Annotated in this window: 18 protein-coding genes; 17 read left to right on the top strand and 1 reads right to left on the bottom strand. The window is 49.9% G+C overall.

All coding sequences use genetic code 11. The annotated features are described in order from the left end of the window. The first annotated feature begins 35 nt into the window (after positions 1–35). The 17 genes from AC4IFB_RS13195 (at position 36) to AC4IFB_RS13275 (ending at position 17,886) form a co-directional block, all read left to right on the top strand. A complete protein-coding gene (locus AC4IFB_RS13195; RefSeq protein WP_490780409.1) occupies positions 36–3,407 on the top strand; it encodes a transglutaminase family protein in 3,372 nt (1,123 codons plus the stop codon). Then, positions 3,407–4,852 carry a circularly permuted type 2 ATP-grasp protein gene (locus tag AC4IFB_RS13200; RefSeq protein ID WP_490778611.1) on the top strand — a complete coding sequence of 482 codons (1,446 nt, stop codon included), beginning with the start codon at positions 3,407–3,409 and terminating at the stop codon, positions 4,850–4,852. The genes AC4IFB_RS13195 and AC4IFB_RS13200 overlap by 1 nt, the downstream gene beginning before the upstream one ends. Before the next feature lie 40 nt (positions 4,853–4,892). Beyond that, the gene (locus AC4IFB_RS13205) at positions 4,893–5,837 is read left to right on the top strand and encodes an alpha-E domain-containing protein (protein WP_490780410.1); all 945 of its coding nucleotides are present in this window, start codon (positions 4,893–4,895) and stop codon (positions 5,835–5,837) included. 111 nt (positions 5,838–5,948) lie between these two features. Next, positions 5,949–6,476: a Na+/H+ antiporter subunit E gene (locus tag AC4IFB_RS13210; protein WP_490778602.1), complete on the top strand. Its 528-nt coding sequence runs from the start codon at positions 5,949–5,951 to the stop codon at positions 6,474–6,476. Continuing rightward, positions 6,473–6,739 carry a monovalent cation/H+ antiporter complex subunit F gene (locus AC4IFB_RS13215; protein ID WP_490778601.1) on the top strand — a complete coding sequence of 89 codons (267 nt, stop codon included), beginning with the start codon at positions 6,473–6,475 and terminating at the stop codon, positions 6,737–6,739. The genes AC4IFB_RS13210 and AC4IFB_RS13215 overlap by 4 nt, the downstream gene beginning before the upstream one ends. Then, positions 6,736–7,053: a monovalent cation/H(+) antiporter subunit G gene (gene mnhG, locus AC4IFB_RS13220; RefSeq protein WP_490778600.1), complete on the top strand. Its 318-nt coding sequence runs from the start codon at positions 6,736–6,738 to the stop codon at positions 7,051–7,053. Before AC4IFB_RS13215 ends, mnhG begins: the two co-directional genes overlap by 4 nt. Then, a complete protein-coding gene (locus AC4IFB_RS13225; protein WP_490780411.1) occupies positions 7,050–7,361 on the top strand; it encodes a Na(+)/H(+) antiporter subunit B in 312 nt (103 codons plus the stop codon). Before mnhG ends, AC4IFB_RS13225 begins: the two co-directional genes overlap by 4 nt. Beyond that, positions 7,354–8,040 (top strand): MnhB domain-containing protein, encoded by a 687-nt coding sequence (locus AC4IFB_RS13230; protein ID WP_490778598.1) that lies wholly within the window; start codon positions 7,354–7,356, stop codon positions 8,038–8,040. Before AC4IFB_RS13225 ends, AC4IFB_RS13230 begins: the two co-directional genes overlap by 8 nt. Next, complete coding sequence (locus tag AC4IFB_RS13235; RefSeq protein ID WP_490778597.1) at positions 8,037–8,516, top strand: sodium:proton antiporter; 480 nt, start codon at positions 8,037–8,039, stop codon at positions 8,514–8,516. Before AC4IFB_RS13230 ends, AC4IFB_RS13235 begins: the two co-directional genes overlap by 4 nt. Further along, positions 8,513–9,982 (top strand): complex I subunit 5 family protein, encoded by a 1,470-nt coding sequence (locus AC4IFB_RS13240; protein ID WP_490778596.1) that lies wholly within the window; start codon positions 8,513–8,515, stop codon positions 9,980–9,982. Before AC4IFB_RS13235 ends, AC4IFB_RS13240 begins: the two co-directional genes overlap by 4 nt. Beyond that, a complete protein-coding gene (locus tag AC4IFB_RS13245; protein WP_490780412.1) occupies positions 9,979–11,856 on the top strand; it encodes a proton-conducting transporter transmembrane domain-containing protein in 1,878 nt (625 codons plus the stop codon). Before AC4IFB_RS13240 ends, AC4IFB_RS13245 begins: the two co-directional genes overlap by 4 nt. Next, positions 11,856–12,752 (top strand): respiratory chain complex I subunit 1 family protein, encoded by an 897-nt coding sequence (locus AC4IFB_RS13250; RefSeq protein ID WP_490778594.1) that lies wholly within the window; start codon positions 11,856–11,858, stop codon positions 12,750–12,752. Before AC4IFB_RS13245 ends, AC4IFB_RS13250 begins: the two co-directional genes overlap by 1 nt. A gap of 150 nt (positions 12,753–12,902) precedes the next feature. Next, positions 12,903–13,616, top strand: coding sequence for an NADH-quinone oxidoreductase subunit B (locus AC4IFB_RS13255; protein ID WP_490778593.1), 714 nt, complete (start codon positions 12,903–12,905; stop codon positions 13,614–13,616). Then, positions 13,613–14,182 (top strand): NADH-quinone oxidoreductase subunit C, encoded by a 570-nt coding sequence (locus tag AC4IFB_RS13260; protein ID WP_490778592.1) that lies wholly within the window; start codon positions 13,613–13,615, stop codon positions 14,180–14,182. The genes AC4IFB_RS13255 and AC4IFB_RS13260 overlap by 4 nt, the downstream gene beginning before the upstream one ends. Before the next feature lie 55 nt (positions 14,183–14,237). Beyond that, complete coding sequence (locus AC4IFB_RS13265) at positions 14,238–15,380, top strand: NADH-quinone oxidoreductase subunit D (protein ID WP_490778591.1); 1,143 nt, start codon at positions 14,238–14,240, stop codon at positions 15,378–15,380. Positions 15,381–15,507: 127 nt separating this feature from the next. After that, a complete protein-coding gene (locus AC4IFB_RS13270; RefSeq protein WP_490778590.1) occupies positions 15,508–17,364 on the top strand; it encodes an FAD-dependent oxidoreductase in 1,857 nt (618 codons plus the stop codon). 18 nt (positions 17,365–17,382) lie between these two features. Beyond that, a complete protein-coding gene (locus AC4IFB_RS13275; RefSeq protein WP_490778589.1) occupies positions 17,383–17,886 on the top strand; it encodes a ferritin family protein in 504 nt (167 codons plus the stop codon). A gap of 594 nt (positions 17,887–18,480) precedes the next feature. Here AC4IFB_RS13275 and AC4IFB_RS13280 read toward each other — a convergent pair. Next, entirely contained in the window at positions 18,481–21,333 is a 2,853-nt protein-coding gene (locus tag AC4IFB_RS13280; RefSeq protein ID WP_490780413.1) for a PKD domain-containing protein, read from the bottom strand. Between the last annotated feature and the right edge of the window lie 48 nt (positions 21,334–21,381).

Consider the following 21,381-nt stretch of genomic DNA (forward strand, 5'->3'; position numbering starts at 1 on the left):
AAGCAACAGCACCAATCTGGAGCACACGACGCACCATGTCAGTACGCATCGCCATTCAACACCGCACAGAATACCACTTTGATCGTCAGGTTAATCTAGCTCCACACGTGATACGTCTGCGTCCCGCACCCCACACGCGAACGCCACTGCACCACTATGGCTTGATTGTAGAGCCAGAAAAAAAGTTTCTAAATTGGCAGCAGGATCCATTTGGCAACTATGTGGCACGCTGTGTATTTCCTGAAAAAACAAAAAGTCTGGTTATCGAAGTCAATCTTGTTGCTGATTTAGTGACTATCAATCCTTTCGATTTCTTTGTCGAGGAGGAGTGTGAACACTATCCATTCAGCTATGAAAAACAGTTGAATAAAGAGCTGTTCCCCTATTTCGAAATCAAAGAGAAGGGGCCTCATTTATCCGCTTGGTTAAAGGCTCTGAAAGCAGATCCGGTCGGATTCAATTACCAACTCGACAAATCAACGGAGGAAGAGCGAGCGCAAGGACCTCACATTGTTCACTATCTGGTCGAGCTTAACCAGCGACTGCAACAGGATATCGGCTACACAGTCCGCATGGAGCCTGGTGTACAGAGCTGCGAAGAGACCCTGACCAAAAAGAGTGGCTCCTGTCGTGATAGTGCCTGGCTACTGGTTCAGATATTGCGCCATTTAGGCTTGGCGGCACGTTTCGTATCCGGATATCTGGTTCAGCTTGTTGCCGACCAACAATCACTCGATGGCCCATCTGGCCCGGAAGCAGATTTCACCGATTTACACGCATGGACTGAAGTCTACATACCTGGTGCCGGTTGGGTAGGGCTTGATCCAACCTCCGGATTATTTGCAGGAGAGGGACATATTCCACTGGCCTGTACGCCAGATCCAATAAGTGCTGCGCCCATAGAGGGGGCTACTGATGAGTGTAAAGTCACCTTTCATCACGAAAACAAAGTCATCCGTGTTCATGAGGATCCGCGAGTAACCAAACCCTACAGCAGCAGGGAGTGGCAGGAGATTCTCACTCTTGGCGATTTCGTTGACCAGCAGTTGGATAGAGGCGACGTCAGACTCACTATGGGAGGTGAACCGACATTTGTCTCGATTGATGATATGGAGAGCCCTCAATGGAATACTGCCGCACTGGGGAAGCACAAACGTCAACTAGCCGGGGAGCTACTGCAACGACTGAAAAAGGCCTTTGCAAAAGATGCTGTACTCCACTACGGCCAAGGCAAGTGGTATCCGGGAGAACCCCTGCCCCGTTGGGCACTCACCTGTGCCTGGCGCAAGGACAATCAACCAACCTGGTATCACCCGGAGCTTCTCGATCAGCCCGACTCTTCGAGTGATTACTCTATACAGCACGCTCAACTTCTGATTGAGAAGATTCAGAATCATCTTCATCTGCCAGATCACTATGTCGTTCCAGGGCTGGAAGACAATCTCTACTACCTCTGGAAGGAAGGTACATTACCAACCAATGTGGATGCACTGGACAACAAGTTAAAAGATCCTCTCGATCGTGACCGGGTGCGTAAAATCTTCGAGCAGGGATTGCAGAAGATCGTCGGCTTCACTCTACCCATAGCCTGGGATTATCGTCAGCAGAGCTGGGTCAGTAATCCTTGGAATTTTCGACGCGGCAAAATGTTTCTCATACCCGGTGATTCACCCATGGGTTATCGGCTGCCTCTGGATTCCCTGCGTTGGGAAAAAGAGCAACAACGTCATGCTGTTCATCCCCGAGACCCTTTTGATGAACGGGAACTACAGCCGGAAATACGGGATCGGCTGCGTATGGTCCAAAGCGGCCATACAACACCACTTCCAGCAAAACCAAAAGCTGCTGATGACCCTTCACTGTTCAAGAGTAAAGATGAGAATCAGAGCCTGATCCGGACCGCATTGTGTGTCGAACCCAGAGATGGCCATCTCTATATATTCCTACCGCCCCTGACCAATCTCGAACACTATCTTGACCTGATCAATGCCATTGAAGCAGCAGCAGTTGAGACTGGCTATTCAGTGATTATGGAGGGATACGAACCACCAAAGGATCCTCGCCTGGAACGCTTTCAGATCACACCCGATCCCGGTGTCATCGAAGTCAACATTCATCCCAGCAATAACTGGCGTGATCTTGTAGGCATGACCGAAACCCTTTACCAGGAAGCTCGGCAGTCCCGTCTTGGTACTGAAAAATATATGCTGGATGGTCGTCATTCCGGCACCGGGGGTGGCAATCATATTACCATTGGTGCCGCCGATCCTGGAGACAGCCCTATATTGCGCCGACCACATCTGCTGCGCAGTCTGTTAACCTATTGGCAACACCACCCTGCACTCTCCTACCTCTTCTCCGGTCTGTTTATCGGCCCTACCTCACAGGCCCCAAGGGTGGATGAGGCCAGAGATGATGCACTGTATGAACTCGGCATCGCTTTCAATGAGATCCCACCTGGTGAAACCCCCGCCCCCTGGTTGGTCGATAGAATCCTTCGACATCTGTTGGTTGACCTGACCGGAAATACTCATCGATCTGAGTTTTGTATCGATAAGCTCTACTCCCCTGACTCTCCCAGTGGGCGCTTGGGTTTGGTTGAATTCCGTGGTTTTGAGATGCCACCTCATGCACAGATGAGTGCAGTACAGATGCTGTTGTTGCGCGCTTTGATAGCACGATTCTGGGATACCCCATACGAGCGAGAACCAGTTCGCTGGGGAACTGAACTGCATGACCGCTTCATGCTGCCCCACTATATCGAACGGGATCTGGCCGATGTGGTCAGAGACCTGGGCAAATCGGGTTTTGGTTTTGAGAGTGAATGGTTTTCACCCTTCCTTGAGTTCCGTTTCCCCCGATACGGCACCATCAACGTCGATGATATTGAGATGGAGTTGCGCTTTGCCATCGAACCTTGGAACGTACTCGGTGAAGAGGTGACTGCTCAGGGTACAGCCCGTTATGTGGACTCTTCAGTTGAACGCTTACAAGCCAAGATCAATGGGGTGACACCCGGCCGTCATGCAATCACCTGTAATGGTCGGCCTCTACCTCTGCGCAACACAGGCACCCAGGGTGAATATGTTGCGGGTGTTCGTTTTAAAGCCTGGCAGCCACCCTCCGGATTACATCCCACCATCAGTAGTCATGCGCCATTAGTGTTTGAAGTGGTTGATACCTGGAATCGCTGTTCCCTGGGTGGATGTACCTATCATGTCGCTCACCCTGGCGGACGGAGTGAAGAGAGCTTTCCAGTCAATGCCTACGAAGCTGAGGCAAGACGTCTTGCCCGCTTTCATGAACAGGGCCACACTGGAGGAACGATCGATCTGACTAAGGAACCGGTCAATCCTGACTTCCCCCATACCCTGGACTTAAGAGCCACTCCGTCGGGAGACACATGATGACGATTAATCGAGACTCCTTTGAAAACCATCGCTTCTTCGATGAACTGATCACACCAAATGGCAACGCAAGAGGCTATGCCCGCAAGCTGATCAGTTACCTGGGCAAGCTTGATGAAGGCGAGCTCGAATCCCGACAACTTGGTGCTGAGCTGGCTATAAAGCAGATGGGGATTACCTTTCGGGTCTATACCCAGGAAGAGGGTTCCATCGACCGGGTCTGGCCGTTTGACATAATCCCTCGCCTGATCCCTAAAAAGGAGTGGGATGATATCGAAGCCGGGCTGAAGCAGCGTGTAGAGGCTTTGAATCTTTTCATTGACGACCTCTACCACAAACAGAAGATTGTGAAGGATAAAGTTTTTCCTGCCGAAGTGCTGGCAGATTCGGAAAACTTCCGCGAGCAGTGCATTGATATTAACCCACCTCTTGGCATCTGGGCCCATATCTGCGGTAGTGACCTGGTACGGGACGACAAAGGAAAGGTATATGTCCTGGAAGATAATTTAAGGGTACCTTCCGGGGTCTCATATATGCTGGAAAACCGCCTGGTGACAAAAAGAGTTTTCCCGGAACTGTTTGAAACCTACAGTCCTTTGCCAGTGGATGACTATCCCTCAGAACTTTTTGATACTTTGGCGGCACTCTCCCCCCGCCCCGGTGATAATCCGGAAATTGTCGTACTTACACCTGGCATCTATAACTCCGCCTATTTTGAACACGCCTATCTGGCGCAACAGATGGGATGTGAACTGGTTGAAGGACAGGATCTGGTGGTTGAAAAGGATGATTGTGTCTATATGCGCAATATCGAGGGTCTGTCACGGGTTGATGTAATCTATCGCCGTATTGATGACCTGTTTCTCGACCCCGAGATCTTTGATAAAGATTCATTATTAGGTGTACCTGGATTGATACGGGCCTGGAAAGCAGGGAATGTCGCCCTTGCCAACGCCCCAGGCGCCGGTGTTGCTGATGACAAAGTTGTCTACTCTTTTGTACCTGACATCATCCGCTACTATCTCGACCAGGAACCCATTGTGCCCAATGTCCCAACATGGCGTTGTATGGATAAAGACTCCTGCGAATATGTTTTAGAACATCTTAAGGAGTTGGTCGTGAAACCGGCGAATGAGTCGGGAGGCTATGGCCTGTTGATCGGTCCCGCATCAACCAAGCAGGAGCGGCAAACCTTCCGTAAACTGATTAAAGCCAATCCCCGAAACTATATTGCACAACCAACCCTGGGCATCTCCACAGTACCAACAGTATCACGTGGCATGCTTGAGCCTCGCCATGTAGACCTTCGTCCATTTATTCTCAGTGGTAAAAATATGGAGGTCACAACGGGTGGTTTGACCCGAGTAGCCCTGAACAAAGGCTCACTGGTGGTAAACTCATCCCAGGGAGGAGGCAGTAAAGACACTTGGATTGTCGATAGTTGATTAAGGTGCATTCAGGACATAATTGAGGTAAGAGCGAGCGATGCTTTCCCGAGTTGCAGAGACTATATATTGGATTGGGCGCTATCAGGAACGGGCTGAAAACATAGCACGTCTGATTACGGTCAATACCCATCTAACGCTTGATCTCCCTTCAGGGGTTGCCCCCGGATGGGATGTATTGATCCGTCTATTGGGTTGTCATGAATCCTATCTGGAACGTCATCCGGAGTTTACTGAACGCCGTGTCGCCAACTTTTTGATCAGTGATGAATCCAATCCCAGTTCAATCATCAGCACCCTTTCAGTACTAAGGGAAAATGCCCGCACCATTCGTGAAATATTACCCCGAGAAGCCTGGGAATCGATCAACAGTTACTATCAAACGGCCCTCGAGAGTAAACAGAACAGTTTTTCCCGTCATGGCAGGGAAAGTTATCTGCAGCATATCATTACCGGTTCTCAACTAATGACCGGTCTTTTGGCTGGCAGTATGAATCACGACACGGCATACCATTTTCTCAATTTAGGGCGAAAACTTGAACGTGCCGATATGACAACCCGTATTATCGACGTACGATCAGAGAATCCAATTCCTGAAGATGCCCCTGAGCTTGCCCCTTTCGAGGATATACTGTGGGTGAGTATGCTTAAATCCCTTAGCGCACATCAGATGTATCGCCAACATATGCAAGTCCGGATTCGCAGAATTGATGTTTTAGAATTTCTCTTCAGAACAAGTAGATTTCCACGTTCAATTAGCTATTGCACGGAGAACATCAGCTTCAATCTTTCGCGATTACCTAAAAACCGATCACCGTTAAAAATTCTTAAACAGATCAATAATGCGCTTTTGGAAATGCCGTTGGAAAAGATGGATAATAACGTTCTTCATGATTTCATCGATAATTTGCAGATCAGTTTTGGAGAACTTCATGAAGCAATATCCAAAGCCTATTTCCCCCCCAGGGCTAGGGATGCTGCCTGATTTATAAAACGATTTTTCGATAGCGTCATTGAGTTGTAACATTAAGATGATTTGATATTGATTTAGAGCGTACAATAGACGCAACAACCACAACAAAAGGTGCTTCTGAGTATGTCTGCGAAAATCGTAGAACAGCAACCACTCCGATTCGTCCACGGCTTGTTTCTGTTCCTGCTTGTATTTGGACTCTGGTTGCTATTGGTTGGTAACCTTGATCCTGCAGAACTGGCAGCCGGTATGGTGATCGCACTCATCGTAACCCTGGCAAGCCGCCCTCACCTCACAATACTCTCAGGTTTGATTATTTCACCTTCAGCGATTGTGCCTTTCATAAAGTATCTCGGCACTTTTTTTCTAGCGTTGATTCGAGCCAACATTGACATGGCACGTCGTGTTCTGAGTCCCTCCCTGCCGCTGCGACCAGCGGTTGTCGAAGTTGAAACCAATCTCAAATCTCCCCTCGGCCGTCTGATTCTGGCTAACAGTATTACCCTGACACCTGGCACCCTCACTGTCGATGTACAGGATCAACTGCTTCTGGTGCACTGGGTTGATTGCCCCCCTGGCACCGATATCGCAACTGCCACCCAAGTTATAACCAGCCAATTTGAGCAGCATCTGAAAGGTTTTGTAATATGACAATGACGGTATTGGAAACAGTGGCACTGGTTTTATTGGGTGCAGCGGTATTGTTGAGTTTATTAAGGCTTATTCTTGGACCGACCGCGCCGGATAGAGTGGTTGCCGCAGACACCCTGGCAGTCATAACAACCTCCGGCTTAGTGGTACTGGCCGCACTGCTGGGAAGCCCCCTCTACCTGGACGTTGCATTGATCTACGGCACCCTGGCATTTGTCGGCGTGGTGGCCATCGCAAGAACTATAGAAGGTAATGGCTCATGAGAATGGTGGCAGACCTGTTTCTTCTCATCGGTGCAGCTTTCACCCTGTTCGGTGCTATCGGATTGATTCGCATGCCCGATGTCTATAACCGAATACAGGCTGGAACCAAAGCAGTCACCCTCGGTTCCTTATCACTGCTAGTTGGTATCGCCCTGCTCTACCCCAGTTGGTGGTCGAAACTTCTGGTGATCGGAATACTCATCCTGATTACGAACCCACTGGGTTCTTCCACCATCGCCAGAGCGCTTCTTATGGCTGGTGTCAAACCTTGGAAAAAAGAGCCGCTCACAAATTCAAGCGAGGTGGATCAATGAGTGACCTGGAGATCTGGATTGCCCTGATACTGGCAATAGTGATGTTGAGTTCTGCGGCACTAGCACTGATTGTTAAAAATCACTTGGCTGCAGTTGCAGCCGCCTCAGTTGTCTCCCTTGGTCTGGCGTTACTGTTTGCACTGATGCGTGCGCCAGATGTAGCCATGACTGAAGCTGCTGTTGGCGCCGGTCTGAGCAGTCTCATCCTGGCGCTGGCTCTGCGTCGACTGGGACTATGGCAAATTGAGGGTAAGCAAGAAAAGCACAGTCTGCTTTCCGTTAAAACCAGGGGGAATGAGAATGCGTAATCTCACCGGACTGCTGTTTGCAGGAGGTCTGGGCTTTATGTTGCTGGCGATTGCCAGTGGCATCGATTTCGGCAATCCGGCAATGCGAATCGGCGAGGCAATTCAGTCATCCTCGCCTCAGGAGATAGGTGCCGCCAATATCGTTACCTCGGTAGTACTCGGATACCGCGGTATCGATACTCTGGGTGAACTCTCCATTCTGTTCGCCGCCGCCTCTGCAGCAGGATTGGTTCTAGGGCGTAGACAGACAACTGCAGGCACTCAAACCAGAGGTGGCTTCGTTCTCCATCATGGCGGTGCAATGCTCTTCCCTTTTCTTTTGACCATAGGTTTTTACATTATTTTTCATGGTCACCTGACGCCAGGTGGTGGATTTCAGGGCGGGGTTATTCTTGCTGCCGCTTTCTTTCTACCGCTGCTCGCCTCTCCAGGTGCACGCTTACACCACTCTATTCTGAGTGTGATAGAGGCCTTTGCCGGTGCAAGTTTCATTTTGATTGGTCTGGCCGCTCTGGCAGAGGGAAAAGCTTTTCTGCAACCGATGTTGAATCAGGACACTCTGGGGTCTTTGATATCCGCCGGTACCTTACCCCTGCTCTATATCGCTGTGGGCTTGAAGGTAGGCGCTGAACTGGCAAGCCTGTTATCCAACCTTGCACAAACGGAGTCCGAACGATGATCCCGGGTGTCACACTTGAATTGATACTCTATACAACCGCCCTGGGTCTGGTCATTATCGGTCTCTCAGGAGTGGTTTTATCGAGACACCTATTCCGTATGGTTCTGGCATTGGTCATCGCTGAAGCAGGTGCCAATCTGATGCTGGTGCTTTCAGGATATCGCTGGGAAGCGGTCGCGCCAATCCTCATTGAACGAAGCGAACAACCCGTCATGGTAGATCCCGTGCCACAAGCCATGGTACTTACTGCGATTGTAATCGGCGTAGGTGTTCAGGCATTGGCTGTAAGCATTCTCATCCGAATACGTCAGCGTTATGCCGCTCTGGATCGTCATGACGTTGCTGAGAAGATGGATGCTGAGATTGCCATCACAGCGGGGATACGCCGGGATATCAGCCAGGATGCACCACTGGGGGATCGCCCGATTCAACCCGTGCCAGCCCATACTTCTGAATCCCGTGGAGGCGAACTATGAACTACTTGGTTCTAACCATCGCCCTACCCATGCTCGGTGCATTTCTTTTGCCTGTAGTGATGCAGACTTCCAAAGCGATCGGACTCTGGCTGGGGCCGCTTATTCTGGCTTACGGCTGTTGGCTTTTGGCTAATTTATGGCTGAATGATGTCTCTCTGCCGATCTCGATTGCCATTGGTGGATTTGCAGCCCCGTTGGGCATTAACCTCTATATCGATTCCCTCGCCCTGTTGTTTGCTTTTGCTACACAACTCATGGGGCTGATCTGTTGGCCATTCAGTTTGAATCAGGATACTGCTCGACGCCAGTCACTGATGTTGTTGCTGGTAGCTGCATCCACTGGTCTCGCACTCTCCGGCGACCTGTTCAACCTCTATGTTTTCTATGAACTGGCGGCAGTGGCAACCTTTGGTCTGGTAGCAGCATCAAACACCACTGCATCCATTGCGGCAACCTTTCGCTATCTGATACTGAGCGGTATTGGATCAGTCTTAACCCTGCTCGGCATTGCTCTGGTTTATAGTCAGACCGGCACCTTGAATCTGGCCCACCTGGCACAGTTGGCGCCAGAACTTTTAAATGACAAATTGGGATTGACTGCCTACCTGCTGATCCTGATCGGTATCGGCGTTAAAGCGGAACTCTTTCCAGTCAATGCCTGGGTTCCGGAAATCTATGGGACGGCATCGAGCAGATTATCCGGTTTTCTGGCTGGACTTCTGTCGAAACTGGCACTGCTGGTGATTCTGCGACTGTTGCTGTTGGTTTTCCATCAACCAGAGGCGATTCAGATTATTCTTATCCTCGGCATCCTCGGTGTTATCAGTGGCGAACTTGCCGCCTGGCGTGCCAAGGATATGCGACGTATGCTCGGTTTTTCTTCCATTGGTCAGCTGGGAATCGTCTTCATTGCCCTCTCTCTTCCAGATGAACGTGGATTGCTCGCATTGCTGGCTCTCTCTCTGCATCACCTGGTGATCAAAACCGGACTCTTCATGTTGGCCGACGGTTGGGGTGGCTCTCTGGAGCGTCTTCGGGGCATTGCCCGAACCTCACCTATTGGCGCAGCACTCTTCACCCTCTTTGCCCTCTCCCTGGTGGGCGTGCCACCACTGCCTGGGTTCTGGGCGAAGTTCACACTGATCACTGAACTTGCTGCTCAGAGTGAACCACTCTATCTGATCGGGCTTTTGGTATTTCTCCTTGCGACTGTAATTGAGACCAGTTATATGTTCCGTATTGTTGCCTTGATGTACAGTCGAGCTGAGCTACCGAATCAACCGGCACGACCTCATCTGCCAGGAATCTCCTTGGCTACTGCCTCCCTATTTGGCATCTCCCTGCTGGCAGCAACTGTGTTGATTGCCCCAATTGGTGATGGCCTGCAGGCAGTGGCATCAGAGACAAAGAATATCGATCTCTATATTGAAACTGTTTTACCAGCGACTCCCGGAGGCCAGTTGTGATTCTCAGCCTATTGGATGAGCTATTGATCTTTTCCGGCGCCACACTGTTGGTTGCCCTAATTCTTGGTCGTGGTCTTGCGGTCGGTTGGATGGTGACTGTCCTCTACGCAGGACAGTTACTGGTACTGATTAAAATGGCTGCGCTTGGTTATGGGGGAGATCCCATCTCCTCAGGCTTCAGTTTCAGTGTCATGGGCCAAACCCTCTCATGGCGATTCGATGCTCTGAGCTGGTTCTTTGCCTTAATCACTATTGTAGCTGCCATGCTCACCAGCTGGTTCTCCTGTGGCGAGTGGGAACGGAAATTTTCCCAACAGGGGGGTAATGTCTGGCTGTTTCATATGGCCATGGCGTTAAACGTTTTCACCATGCTGGTTCTGCTAGCCAGCGGGGATCTGTTATCACTTTTCATAGGTTGGGAACTGGTCAGCTGGGCGGGCTTTCTCTTAATGGCAGTCGCCGGCGGCGTCGCAACCCAGGCAGCAATGCGCTATATCACCTATGCGGTAGTTGGCGGTATGTCGATCTTTGGTGGTATTGCACTGGTCTACGTCTCTGCTGGTTCACTGCAGTATGAAGCGATCCTGATCGCCGTTGAAAATATGAGTGTTGGTCAACTCTGGATGCTGGTACTGCTATTCGGAAGTGGTTTTGGCATCAAGATGGGGCTACTGCCCTTTCATCTCTGGCAGGCAGCTGCTTATGCAGAAACACCGGGGCCGGGTAGTGCCTTTCTCGGGGCCATCTCTTCCCGTATGGGGCTGTTTGCTATCCTGCTGGTTCTGGTAAAGCTGTTTGGTATCGTCAACATCGATAACCTGAAAATACCCTTCACCCTGATAGATGCCCGCGACCTGCTGGCCTGGATCGCAGTGTTTACCATTATTTTTCCAACCTACACAGCATTGAAGCAGAACGATGCACGCTATCTGCTCGCTTGGCACGGTATAGGTCAGGGGGGATACATGTTGCTCGGCCTGGTGACTGCCAATGCCCTGGGTAGTGCCGGTGGACTGCTTCATGTGTTGAATTATGCCGCCTGCCAGGCTGCACTGCTAATGGCTGTGTTTGCTGTAATGCATCGTACTGGTACAGCAGATTTGAACAAGTTGGGTGGTTTGGTAACCCGAATGCCCCTCTCCTTCCTGGTACTGCTGACGGGGATCATCGGTCTTGCCGGCCTGCCTCCCATGAACGGCTTTGTTTCCAAATGGCTGGTCTATCGATCTCTACTGGTAGATGGTATGCCGTTGCTTTTTGTGGGTGCGATCATCGGCACGCTGGGAACCATCCTCTCAGTCTATAAATTGATCCACAATATCTTTCTCGGCCAACTTCGTGTGGAACACCAGTATATACGCGAAGCCCCCTGGAGCATGATGATTCCGATGCTGATACTCGCTGGCATCATCTTCACCACCGGACTGTTACCCGGCATACCTCTGACCTGGGTTGCCTCTGCGTTGCAGAGTATCGGTCTCACCGGGCCAGAGATATCCCTCGGCGGCATAGAATCAACCAGTGGCAATCTGGATATGCTGTGGGTGATCGGTGTTCTGTTTGCCGGATTTGGTATCGGCGCCGTTATCTTCTACTCCGCAGGTCGCAGTAAAAGAGTGCACCAGCTCGACAACTATGCGGGTGGACACTTTCTGACTACCGATGTGCGTTATCAATATAGCGATAACTTCTACTCTGGTCTGATGCATCTGATCAGTGGCTGGTATCGCGGCAGCTTTCAGTGGCTGGAAAACAGTATTACCTCGCTGGTCGAATTTCTCTCCCTGGGTATGCAGGGTATCTACCGGCGCGCCAATTCTGAGTTCTATCTTTTGAGCACGGCACTTTTTGTAATTGCCTGGGTGGTTTTCTAATGGCTCCAATCGAACTTCTTATTGAACTGACCCTGATGCCGTTGATTGCCTTCATTGTCGGCATGATGATGGTGCTGATGATGCGTCGAATCGCAGCCAAGATACAGCGTCGTGTCGGGCCTCCGTTCTTTCAACCGCTGTACGACATCGTCAAGCTACACGGAAAGCGAACTCAGATATCCCACGGTCTGATTCACGATATCGGCATCGTCATGGCCATGGGGGGATATATTGCTGCAGAAACCCTGTTACCGGTTCCCGGAATGGATGGCATTGCAGAAAAAGGTGGCATTATCACCCTGCTCTATCTGATGATGATTCCCTCCCTTGGTCTCGCCCTGGGTGTTGGCCAGTGCGCCAATCCCAATGGATCGATCGGTATTGCTCGTGCCCTCACTGCCATGCTCGCCTATGACATTCCACTTGTGATAGTAATCTTTGGTGTCGCCTATGCCGCTGGCACTACCAACCTTGTCGATATCATTGCCATTCAACAGGCGGGTGGATTTGAGACCTGGGGTGCGGTGCAGATGCCCCTATTGGCGATTGCCGGCCTGATTGCAATGCATGCCTCCCTGGGTAAGCAACCTTTTGAAATCTATATTGCACCGGCGGAGATTGCGACCGGCCCGATGGTGGAGATGAGCGGAAAATATCTGGGCGGACTGTTTGTCATGCAGTGTTTCCAGCTCTATACCACCTCTGTGCTCTATGTCAGCCTGTTTTTGGGTGGCGGCACGACCTGGTTCGATTTTCTCTTGAAGAGTTTTCTGGTACTCGCCATTCCGGTGAGTATCGCCTACCTCTTTCCCCGTTACCGAACTGAGGATCTGCTTCGTCTGATGTGGAAATGGCCGGTGATGCTGGGATTGATCGGTTTGGCATTTGTAATGTGATTTTTTTGCCACTCATGAGACAGAGTGGCACCACCCTGTAATCCCCTAATGCGATACAGAGGTGACTGAATTCCGGCTTCGCCGGATTGACGAGCCTGGAGACCATGAAGGTCACCAGGTGCGTTAACCCAAACGACTTTGGTGATCGTAATGAGCACGTTAAAACAGATACCGGTAATCGAAGAGAGAAAGGGTAACCCCCTGGCGCGGGTGTTCGATGATTTAGTACGATTCTGCCGCTCACGCTCCCTCTTCCTTCTTCACTACTGTACCGGTTGTGGCGCCATCGAGTTGCCACCAGCCATGACCTCACGTTTCGATATGGAACGTCTTGGTATTCAACCAATGGTATCGCCACGACAGGCGGACATTCTTCTGATTACAGGCTATGTCTCTATCAAGACACTCAAGCGGGTGATTCTGACCTATGAGCAGATGGGATCACCAAAATATGTGATCGGTATCTGTTCCTGCACCGTCAATGGAGGCATGTATTGGCAGAGTTATGCCACCGCTAAAAAGCTCGATGAGTATATGCCTGTCGATCTCTATATCGCTGGCTGTATGCCGAGACCCGAGGCGGTTATCAGTGGTTTACAGAAATTGATGGATCGTATCCAGAGTGGGGAAGCCAACGGTTGGGAAGACTACTATCGAAACTACGACTACTACCTGGGCAACCAGCAGAAATTGTTCGGTGAAAAATGGCAAACCCCCACTGACATCATCACCGAAGCTGAACACTACAATCTGATTGGTGACGGCACCCTGGGTGATCACACCAAGCTACTGCAGCAGCATCAAAAGCCTCTTGAGGCTCTTGAGATGCGCCTCGGTCACAATATCAAGGAGCCCACCGAATGAGTAAGGAAGTCGCCCATTGGCTGGATAATATCCTGAAAGAGATCGAAGGCATCGAAGTACGCCGTAAAAGCAGCCGTCGGGTACGAGTCGATGTTCCTGCTGACGCCCTGCCTGCCCTGCTGGAACTACTGCAGGGACGAGCCGGCTATATTCATCTCTCCGCCATCAGCTGTGTCGATTGGATTGAAGAGAAAGAGTTTGAACTGGTCTATCACATCTGGTCTTACGAAAGTCATTCATTGGTCTCGGCGCACATACGTATATCCCGGGAAGCGGGTGTATACCTCTCCGTGTATGACCTCTACCAACCTGCCGCTTTTTTCGAACGGGACATCCATGAGATGTTTGGCATCCACTTCGAAGGCAGTCCCAACATGGAGAAGTTCATCCTTACAGAGTGGGATGGCCCACCTCCAATGCGCAAAGAGTTCGATAGCGAGGCCTATATCAACGAGCACCTCAATTGGCAAAACTATAACCCGGAGTGGCTGCAGGAACTGGTCGCAGAGGGCGGTGGTGTAATCATCCCGCCTGAAGAGCAACGCTTCAGTCAAAAGAAGCGTTAATGGTATTGGAAGAGTATCAATTGTTTGAAATTTTTAGGCCACAAGTGAATCAACTATGAGACCAGAGAATTACGAAGCTCAACGCCATCCACCGAGTAATGAGTACGAGCTCAACTTCGGTCCAAATCATCCTGGCATCGAAGGTAACTACGCCTTAAAGGTGAAACTGCATGGCGATATCGTGCTGGAGGCCAAAGCAGATGGTGGCTATCTGCACCGTGGCTTTGAAAAGCTTATGGAACAGCGGCTATGGATTCAAAACATAGCTTTGGTGCCACGGATCTGTGTTCCTGATCCCTCACCAATGGAAGTCTGCTACGCCTTAGCGGTTGAAGAGCTATGCGGCCTGAAAGTACCTCAACGCGCTCAATGGTTGCGTGTCATGCAGCTCGAGTTATCACGTATCGCAGCACATCTCTTCACCTTCGGCGGTCATGCGGCCACAACAGGTATGTACAGCACCATGTATTGGGGGGTGGCAGATCGTGACCTGCTGCTCGATCTTTTCGAAGAGTTCACCGGTGGCCGGGTCTATAGCATCTACAATATCCCAGGCGGTGTACGCAAAGAGTTACCTGAAGGTTTTCTGCAACGTCTTTCAGAAACCCTGGACTATATCGAATCACGACTGCCTGACTACGATAATCTCTTTTTTAAAAATCAGGTTTTCGTAAAACGAGCCAAAGGTACAGGAGTGATGTCCCGTGAACAGGCCCTTGAGTGGGGAGTTACCGGACCCAATCTACGGGCCACCGGACTGGCTTTTGATGTACGCAAAGACGATCCCTATCTGGTCTATGACCAGCTTGACTTCGACATTCCTGTTGAAGAGAACGGTGACGCTTGGGCACGTACCCTGGTTCGTCGCCATGAGTTGATGGAGAGTATTCGTATCCTGCGCCAAGTGGTCGACATCCTACCCGACATTCATGGCCCTATACGTGCACCCATTCCAAATCCACTGGCATGGAATGTCCCCGCCGGTGAAACCTATACACGGGTTGAATCATCAAAGGGTGAACTCTGCTATTTCGTTGTCTCCAACGGCGGCCCCAAACCCTACCGGGTTCATGTTCGCGGTCCCTCCTCCATGCATGCGGTGCAGGTATTGGAGAAGATGTCTGTCGGTTCACGTATCGAAGATATCGCGCAGACCATGTTCTCCCTTGATGCCTGTCCACCGGAGGTGGATCGTTGATTGCAATCAGTGAGTGATGATGTTGACTGTTAAAAAAAATTCCATCCCATCAAGAAGTCTTCTTATGGGTTATATGGGCCTGTTAATACGAATCCAATAGCTCTTTAAGAGCTACGAGCATTGAACGATGTCGAAACCTATTCAAGATTCTAAATTCAGTAAACAGAGTACTCAAATTGAGCATGATGATGCCGGCTCCATTCTCAGTCCACTGAAAGCACTTCAGTTCTTCATGCGCAAACCGGTCACCGTGCCCTTGGAACCACGCCCGGCAGCAGATAACTATCGTGGATTTCACCTCAATGATCATGAAAAATGTATCGGCTGCAGCTCTTGTCAAAAGGTCTGTGACAATGCTGCAATCACCATGGTCAAGGTTCCCCATCTACCCGAAGATCCTGTAAAGGGTATTCGCAATCTACGACCTGCCATCGATTATGGTCGTTGTTGCTGGTGCGCCTTATGTGTCGATATCTGCCCAACCAGCGCCATCTCACTCTCAAGAGAGTATGTCCACACCTGTACGCAAGAAGAGATCGACAGTTATTTCATTCTTCCGGATGAGACAGGCATCCATGGTGAATACTATGGTGAAGGGTGGCAGAAGAGTGTTGATTCAGATCTTCTCGATTTGAAGCGCCAGCCGATGACCGAGCTCGACCCTGAGGAAAGAATCGATAATTTTAATGAAATCGTTTCCGGCTATACAGATCAGCAGGCCGTCCTGGAGGCTTCCCGTTGTGTACAGTGCGGCATGTGTCATGATGCCTGTCCTACCCATATGGACGCACCGGAATATATTCGCTCAATCTGGCAAGGCAACCTGGAAGAGGCGGTTCGCCTGATCTATCAAAGCAACCCTTTCTCACATGTCTGTGGCCGTGTCTGCACGCATCGTTGTGAAGATGCCTGCTCTATAGGCCGACGGGGTGAACCAATCTCTATCCGTTGGCTGAAGCGATATGCCATGGACTCAGTCGATCATCAACGCATCAAGGAGATCGCGGCAGAAGGTAAAGCCGATTATCTTAGTGGCAAACAGGTTGCCGTAATTGGCGCTGGCCCCGCAGGACTCACCGCGGCTTATGATCTGATACGTAAAGGTCATCAAGTGACAGTTTTCGAGGCGAGAAAAGAGGCCGGTGGAATGCCCCGCTACGGTATTCCTGAATATCGTCTCCCCTACGACATGCTCGACAGAGATATTGACGTCATCACTTCCATGGGGGTCAAGATTCAAACCGGCACCAAAGTTGGTATTGATATCACCATGGCACAGCTACAAAAAGATTACGATGCGGTTGTATTGGCAATCGGACTCCATCTTGGTCGCTCGACCAGAGTACCTGGCGCTGACCATAGCCAAGTCTTCAAGGCTGTTGACCTGTTACGACAAACCACTGACGGAGAGAAATTCAAAACGCCAAAACAGGCAGTGGTTATCGGTGGCGGTAATGTGGCAATGGATATCGCACGAACCCTGGCGCGTCAGCAGAAGCAACAGTTTGGAGAGGTCAAAGTCAGTGTTACTGCACTGGAAGATATGGCGCACTTCCTGGCTGATCCAGTTGAAATCAAAGAGTGTCGTGAAGAAGGTATCGACATCTATGATGCCAGAGGCCCTCAGGAGTGTGTCATAGAAAAGAATAAACTGGTCGGACTTAGAACCTGGAAAGTACGCTCTATATTTGATGAACAAGGACGCTTTGCCCCAGCCTATGATGAGCAGGATGAACGCATTCATAAAGCCGATATGGTCATCGAAGCCATTGGCCAGATGTCAGACATCAACCTCTTGGGAGATGATCTGAGTGAGGCGCTAGAATGGCAACGCGGCCGTCTAAGCATCGATCAGCAGGGACGCACATCGGTTGAGTGGTTATGGGCTGCCGGAGACTGTGTAAATGGCCCTGATGTGGTGCATGCAGTAGCGGATGGTCACAGGGTGGCCAGCAGTATCGATGAATGGTTAAATCAACAGTAACGATAGGAGCGCATTGCCATGTCTGAAGGTCATCAAAGCAGTTATGACACCTTGAAGTCTAAAAAAAGCCTGGCAGAGATCCTTGAAACCGCGATTAGTTTTGAACGCACAGCCCGCGATTTTTATAGTGACCTGATTCCAAAAGTAAGCAAACGGATTCGCTATCTGGTGGAAGAGTTGGCTGAAGAGGAGCAACACCATTTCGACCTTTTCACAGAGTTGAAGTCACGTCCCGACATCGATCAACAGATCCATACCCTGGTCGAATTACCAGCCAGCGATAAAAAGTTTTCCGATGCCATACTTCTCCCGGAATTGGGAGATAAACCTGATGACCAATCTGTTCTGCAATACGCGTTAGGCCGGGAACATGCTGCGATGGAACAGTACCATGCACTCGCTAAAAGCTCACCAGATGGTCCGATAAAAGAGTTGTTTCTGTTTCTTGCCAACGAAGAGACGCTACATAAGAATCAATTGGAAAAACTCTATTACGAAACCATACACAGCGGTGGTGTCTGAGTTCGATATCCTCTTCTCATGATGCTTCCTGTAAAGTATCTGATTCTTATTACCCAAAAACGATGCAGTGTGTAATTTCTTACACCGCGCACCCATGCCTGTGGGCCGTAAGTAAAGAAAAAGAGAGCATGATTCAAGGGGCAATTCACTCAACCTGAATTAGATGAGCAACCCAGATGCTGCGGCAGGGCCGCACCCTACATGAATCAGAATGCCGTAGTGGTAAAGCAGCCCCTACATGAATCAGAAAGCCGCAGTGGTGAAGCAGCCCTACATGAATTAGAAAGCCGTAGGGTGCGGCCCTGCCGCACCATTTTCATCTCCGCACACCATGTTTACTGAGCCTATTCGTACCACTCAGTCAGAAGCGAAAGTCTACACGTGCTCACTTATTAACCCGGCGACTAAGTATGTCGTCTTCAGGGCATCAAGCATGCATTTACGTTTAATCATCTTATTGTGAATAGTTAATAATTCACATCAAACATAATTTGATTTAACAATCAATTCAGTAATCGCAATCCCTTACCGAAAAACAGGCAAAAAAAACCCGCGTGAGGGGAGACACGCGGGTAAGGGTAAACTGCTTATCGGTCAGTCGTGGTTTATCTGATTCTCATGGCACTCAACACACCCCACCATGTAGCCCTTGGGGAATGTTTCTCTATTGCCATCAGGACAGAAGCTGGTGCTATCGTCACATTCAAGAACTCTGTCTATAGCCATACGGGAAAGTACCGTACCTAAACCATCCTCTCCATGACATGCCTTACACTCATTGGAGTTTCTCTCAACAAGGCTTGCATGACCACCATCAGCAAATTGTGTGTCACCTACTGGATGCATACCATGGGGACCACCCAAAGTATTGCCAAGATCACCTTCATGACAGGTACTACATTCAATGATGGTGCCCTTGTGTCCCTGCAATTGTCCAGCTGCTACATTGTCATTTGCATCGTCGTTCTTGTTAGGCCAGATACCATGAGTCGATCCGTGGCAGGCTTCACAGAAGATGCCTTCATGACCAACACTCACACGGTAGAGCATTGGATTGCCGATCCGAGGATCATCTCCTCCAGTAACTGCTGGGTTATCCGCTTCGATAACGTTTTCGGCAAAGCGTTTATTGGTCGGTACGATCGGTGTAGCTTTTGGATCATCTGACAAATAAGCTTTGAACAAGCGGATTTGATCTGGATTGCTATCTGCATCAGCAGGATTCACAACTGTCCCTGCTGCACCGGCCATATTGTCCATTGCATCACCGGTATGGCATGAACCACAACCCGGCTCATTCGCCCAGGGTACGCGAGGCTGATCTGGATTGGTGTAGAAATCACCACCCAATACGAACGCCCCTGGATTATCAGGATTCACCAGATCGGTAAAATCTGTACCCACCTGAGCCATGTCACCATGACAATCCTGACAGAGCATGCCGCCATTGGACATAGCACCACGCAGACAATCGGTACGTCGTCCTGGATGGCACTGATAACAGGTCTCATGCAAGACCTCACGTCGCTCAGTATTATTGGCTACCACACCAAACTCATCCTTAACCGCTTCCGGCATATCGGGGAAGACTAACTCTCCATTGGAATCTGTAAGGCTGCCATGATGACTATGCATAACATTGGACATACTCTTCACAGTAATTTGATTACGTCCATTGGCAAAGCCGCCATATGGATCAAATTCTGGCCCCAAGGGCCCCAGTTGCGCCAGATCCAAAGCGGGTGTGTAGTGACACTGCTGACAGACCACAGGGGCCTGGTTCTCCAGGTCAGTACCATGTTTCTGATCGTGCAGGCGAACCAGATTGATATCGGCTGCATACTCTTTACTCACCTCATCCGGCACCATGCCATGCATCGGATCATCCAGAGATGAAGCAATATCGGTTAGAGCCGCTGTAGCCAGGCCATTGCCGCCGTCTACATCTGATCCATGACAGGCACCGCAATTAGCTTCTCCGGAGATCGGTACAACGGTATCAACTGATGCGAGGGTTGTATCACCAATCTTGGCTTGCACTCGATACAGAGGCCATGGATTCTCTCGGCCATAATCATCAAAGGCAGTAATAGGAACGCCTGGCGCTTCAAACCAATTTACACCCTCCACTACATAACCGAATTGGAATCCCCGATCCAGTCCGCCCATCATGTCAATAAAGAAAGGTTGATCTACCACATAGGCCTCAAATTTCTCCAACGCATTGTCGACATAGGGACCATGGCGACCTGGCATGGACTGCTGATCTGCAGTCAAGGCGCCATCACCAAGATAGAGTCGTTCAACATTCGGCATTGGCAAGCCAAGATCAAGAATGCCTTCTACTGGGCCAGCAGGGTAAAAGGCAGGCAGAATGCCTGGTGGGTAGAAAGCGTTGTATGCATCGCGGGCAACACTCCAGAAGTTGGTCTTGAATACCTCTCCAGTCGTTGCATTCATGCTCGAATAGACCGGACCGGTTAGTGCTGAGTTAATGCCGCTTAGAATCGGATCACTTGGGTTAGAGGCGGCTGAGTAATAGACATCCACATCATTCGGACCAAGGATATCAGGCTCCTGACCCCGTCTTATCACGGTTGCATGCAGCACATTGAATGGTGGCAGGATGCTTGAAATACGGGTATCGAAATCACCACAGTGCATACCCAGATCATTCACCGCAAAGACACGATAGTCATTGGTATTGATCAGAGGTTGTTCAGGGACAGGCTCACCCGGAATACCATTTTGACTGGTGGAGTTAATCGAAACATTTGGAATACCAACCACTGGTGGTTCACCATCAACCACAGCAATGGTCATCGTATCGGATGAAGCACCTTTTGGGTCAGTAACGGTCAGTAGTACATCATAATCACCAGCATCAGCATAGAGATGTGAGGGGTTGGCATCAGTACTGCTATTGCCATCACCAAAATCCCATAAATAGCTTAAGTCACCATTTTCAGGATCGCTGGAACCGTCGCTGGAAAAATTTATGGATTGCTCGAGGCTGCCTGTATAAGGGCCATTCGCATTGGCAATCGGAGGTAGATTCTCACCACCGCTGTCACCACCGCCATTGTCGCAGTTATCCGGCGCTGAGTGTACGCTCAATATTTCCATAACACCATCTGAAGTACGCTGTGCACTCACTTCACAAGGCACCTCAGTATCGTCTTTTATCCTAGACCTAAAGCGCCAATCATCATCTTTGGAGGTGACTGACCCAATAACCTCTTTAGTCGCCGTATTGGTGATAATAACTTCTATACCCTGACCACCCTTACCTTTGACAACCAAGTGGTTTTTTTCATCTTTCCAGATGGCTTTTTCAATCGAAAAACTGGACTCATCCGATGCTAAAAGACCTTGAGAAAATAAGGTAATTAATCCTAGATATATGGTGGTGGTAAAAACTACTCCAATGGACTTAATTTTATTCATAGACTCAATACCCCTAAGAATCATTTGGTCGTTAGGTAAACGCCTATT

This window comes from Candidatus Thiodiazotropha sp. AKIB8 (genome assembly GCF_058244675.1).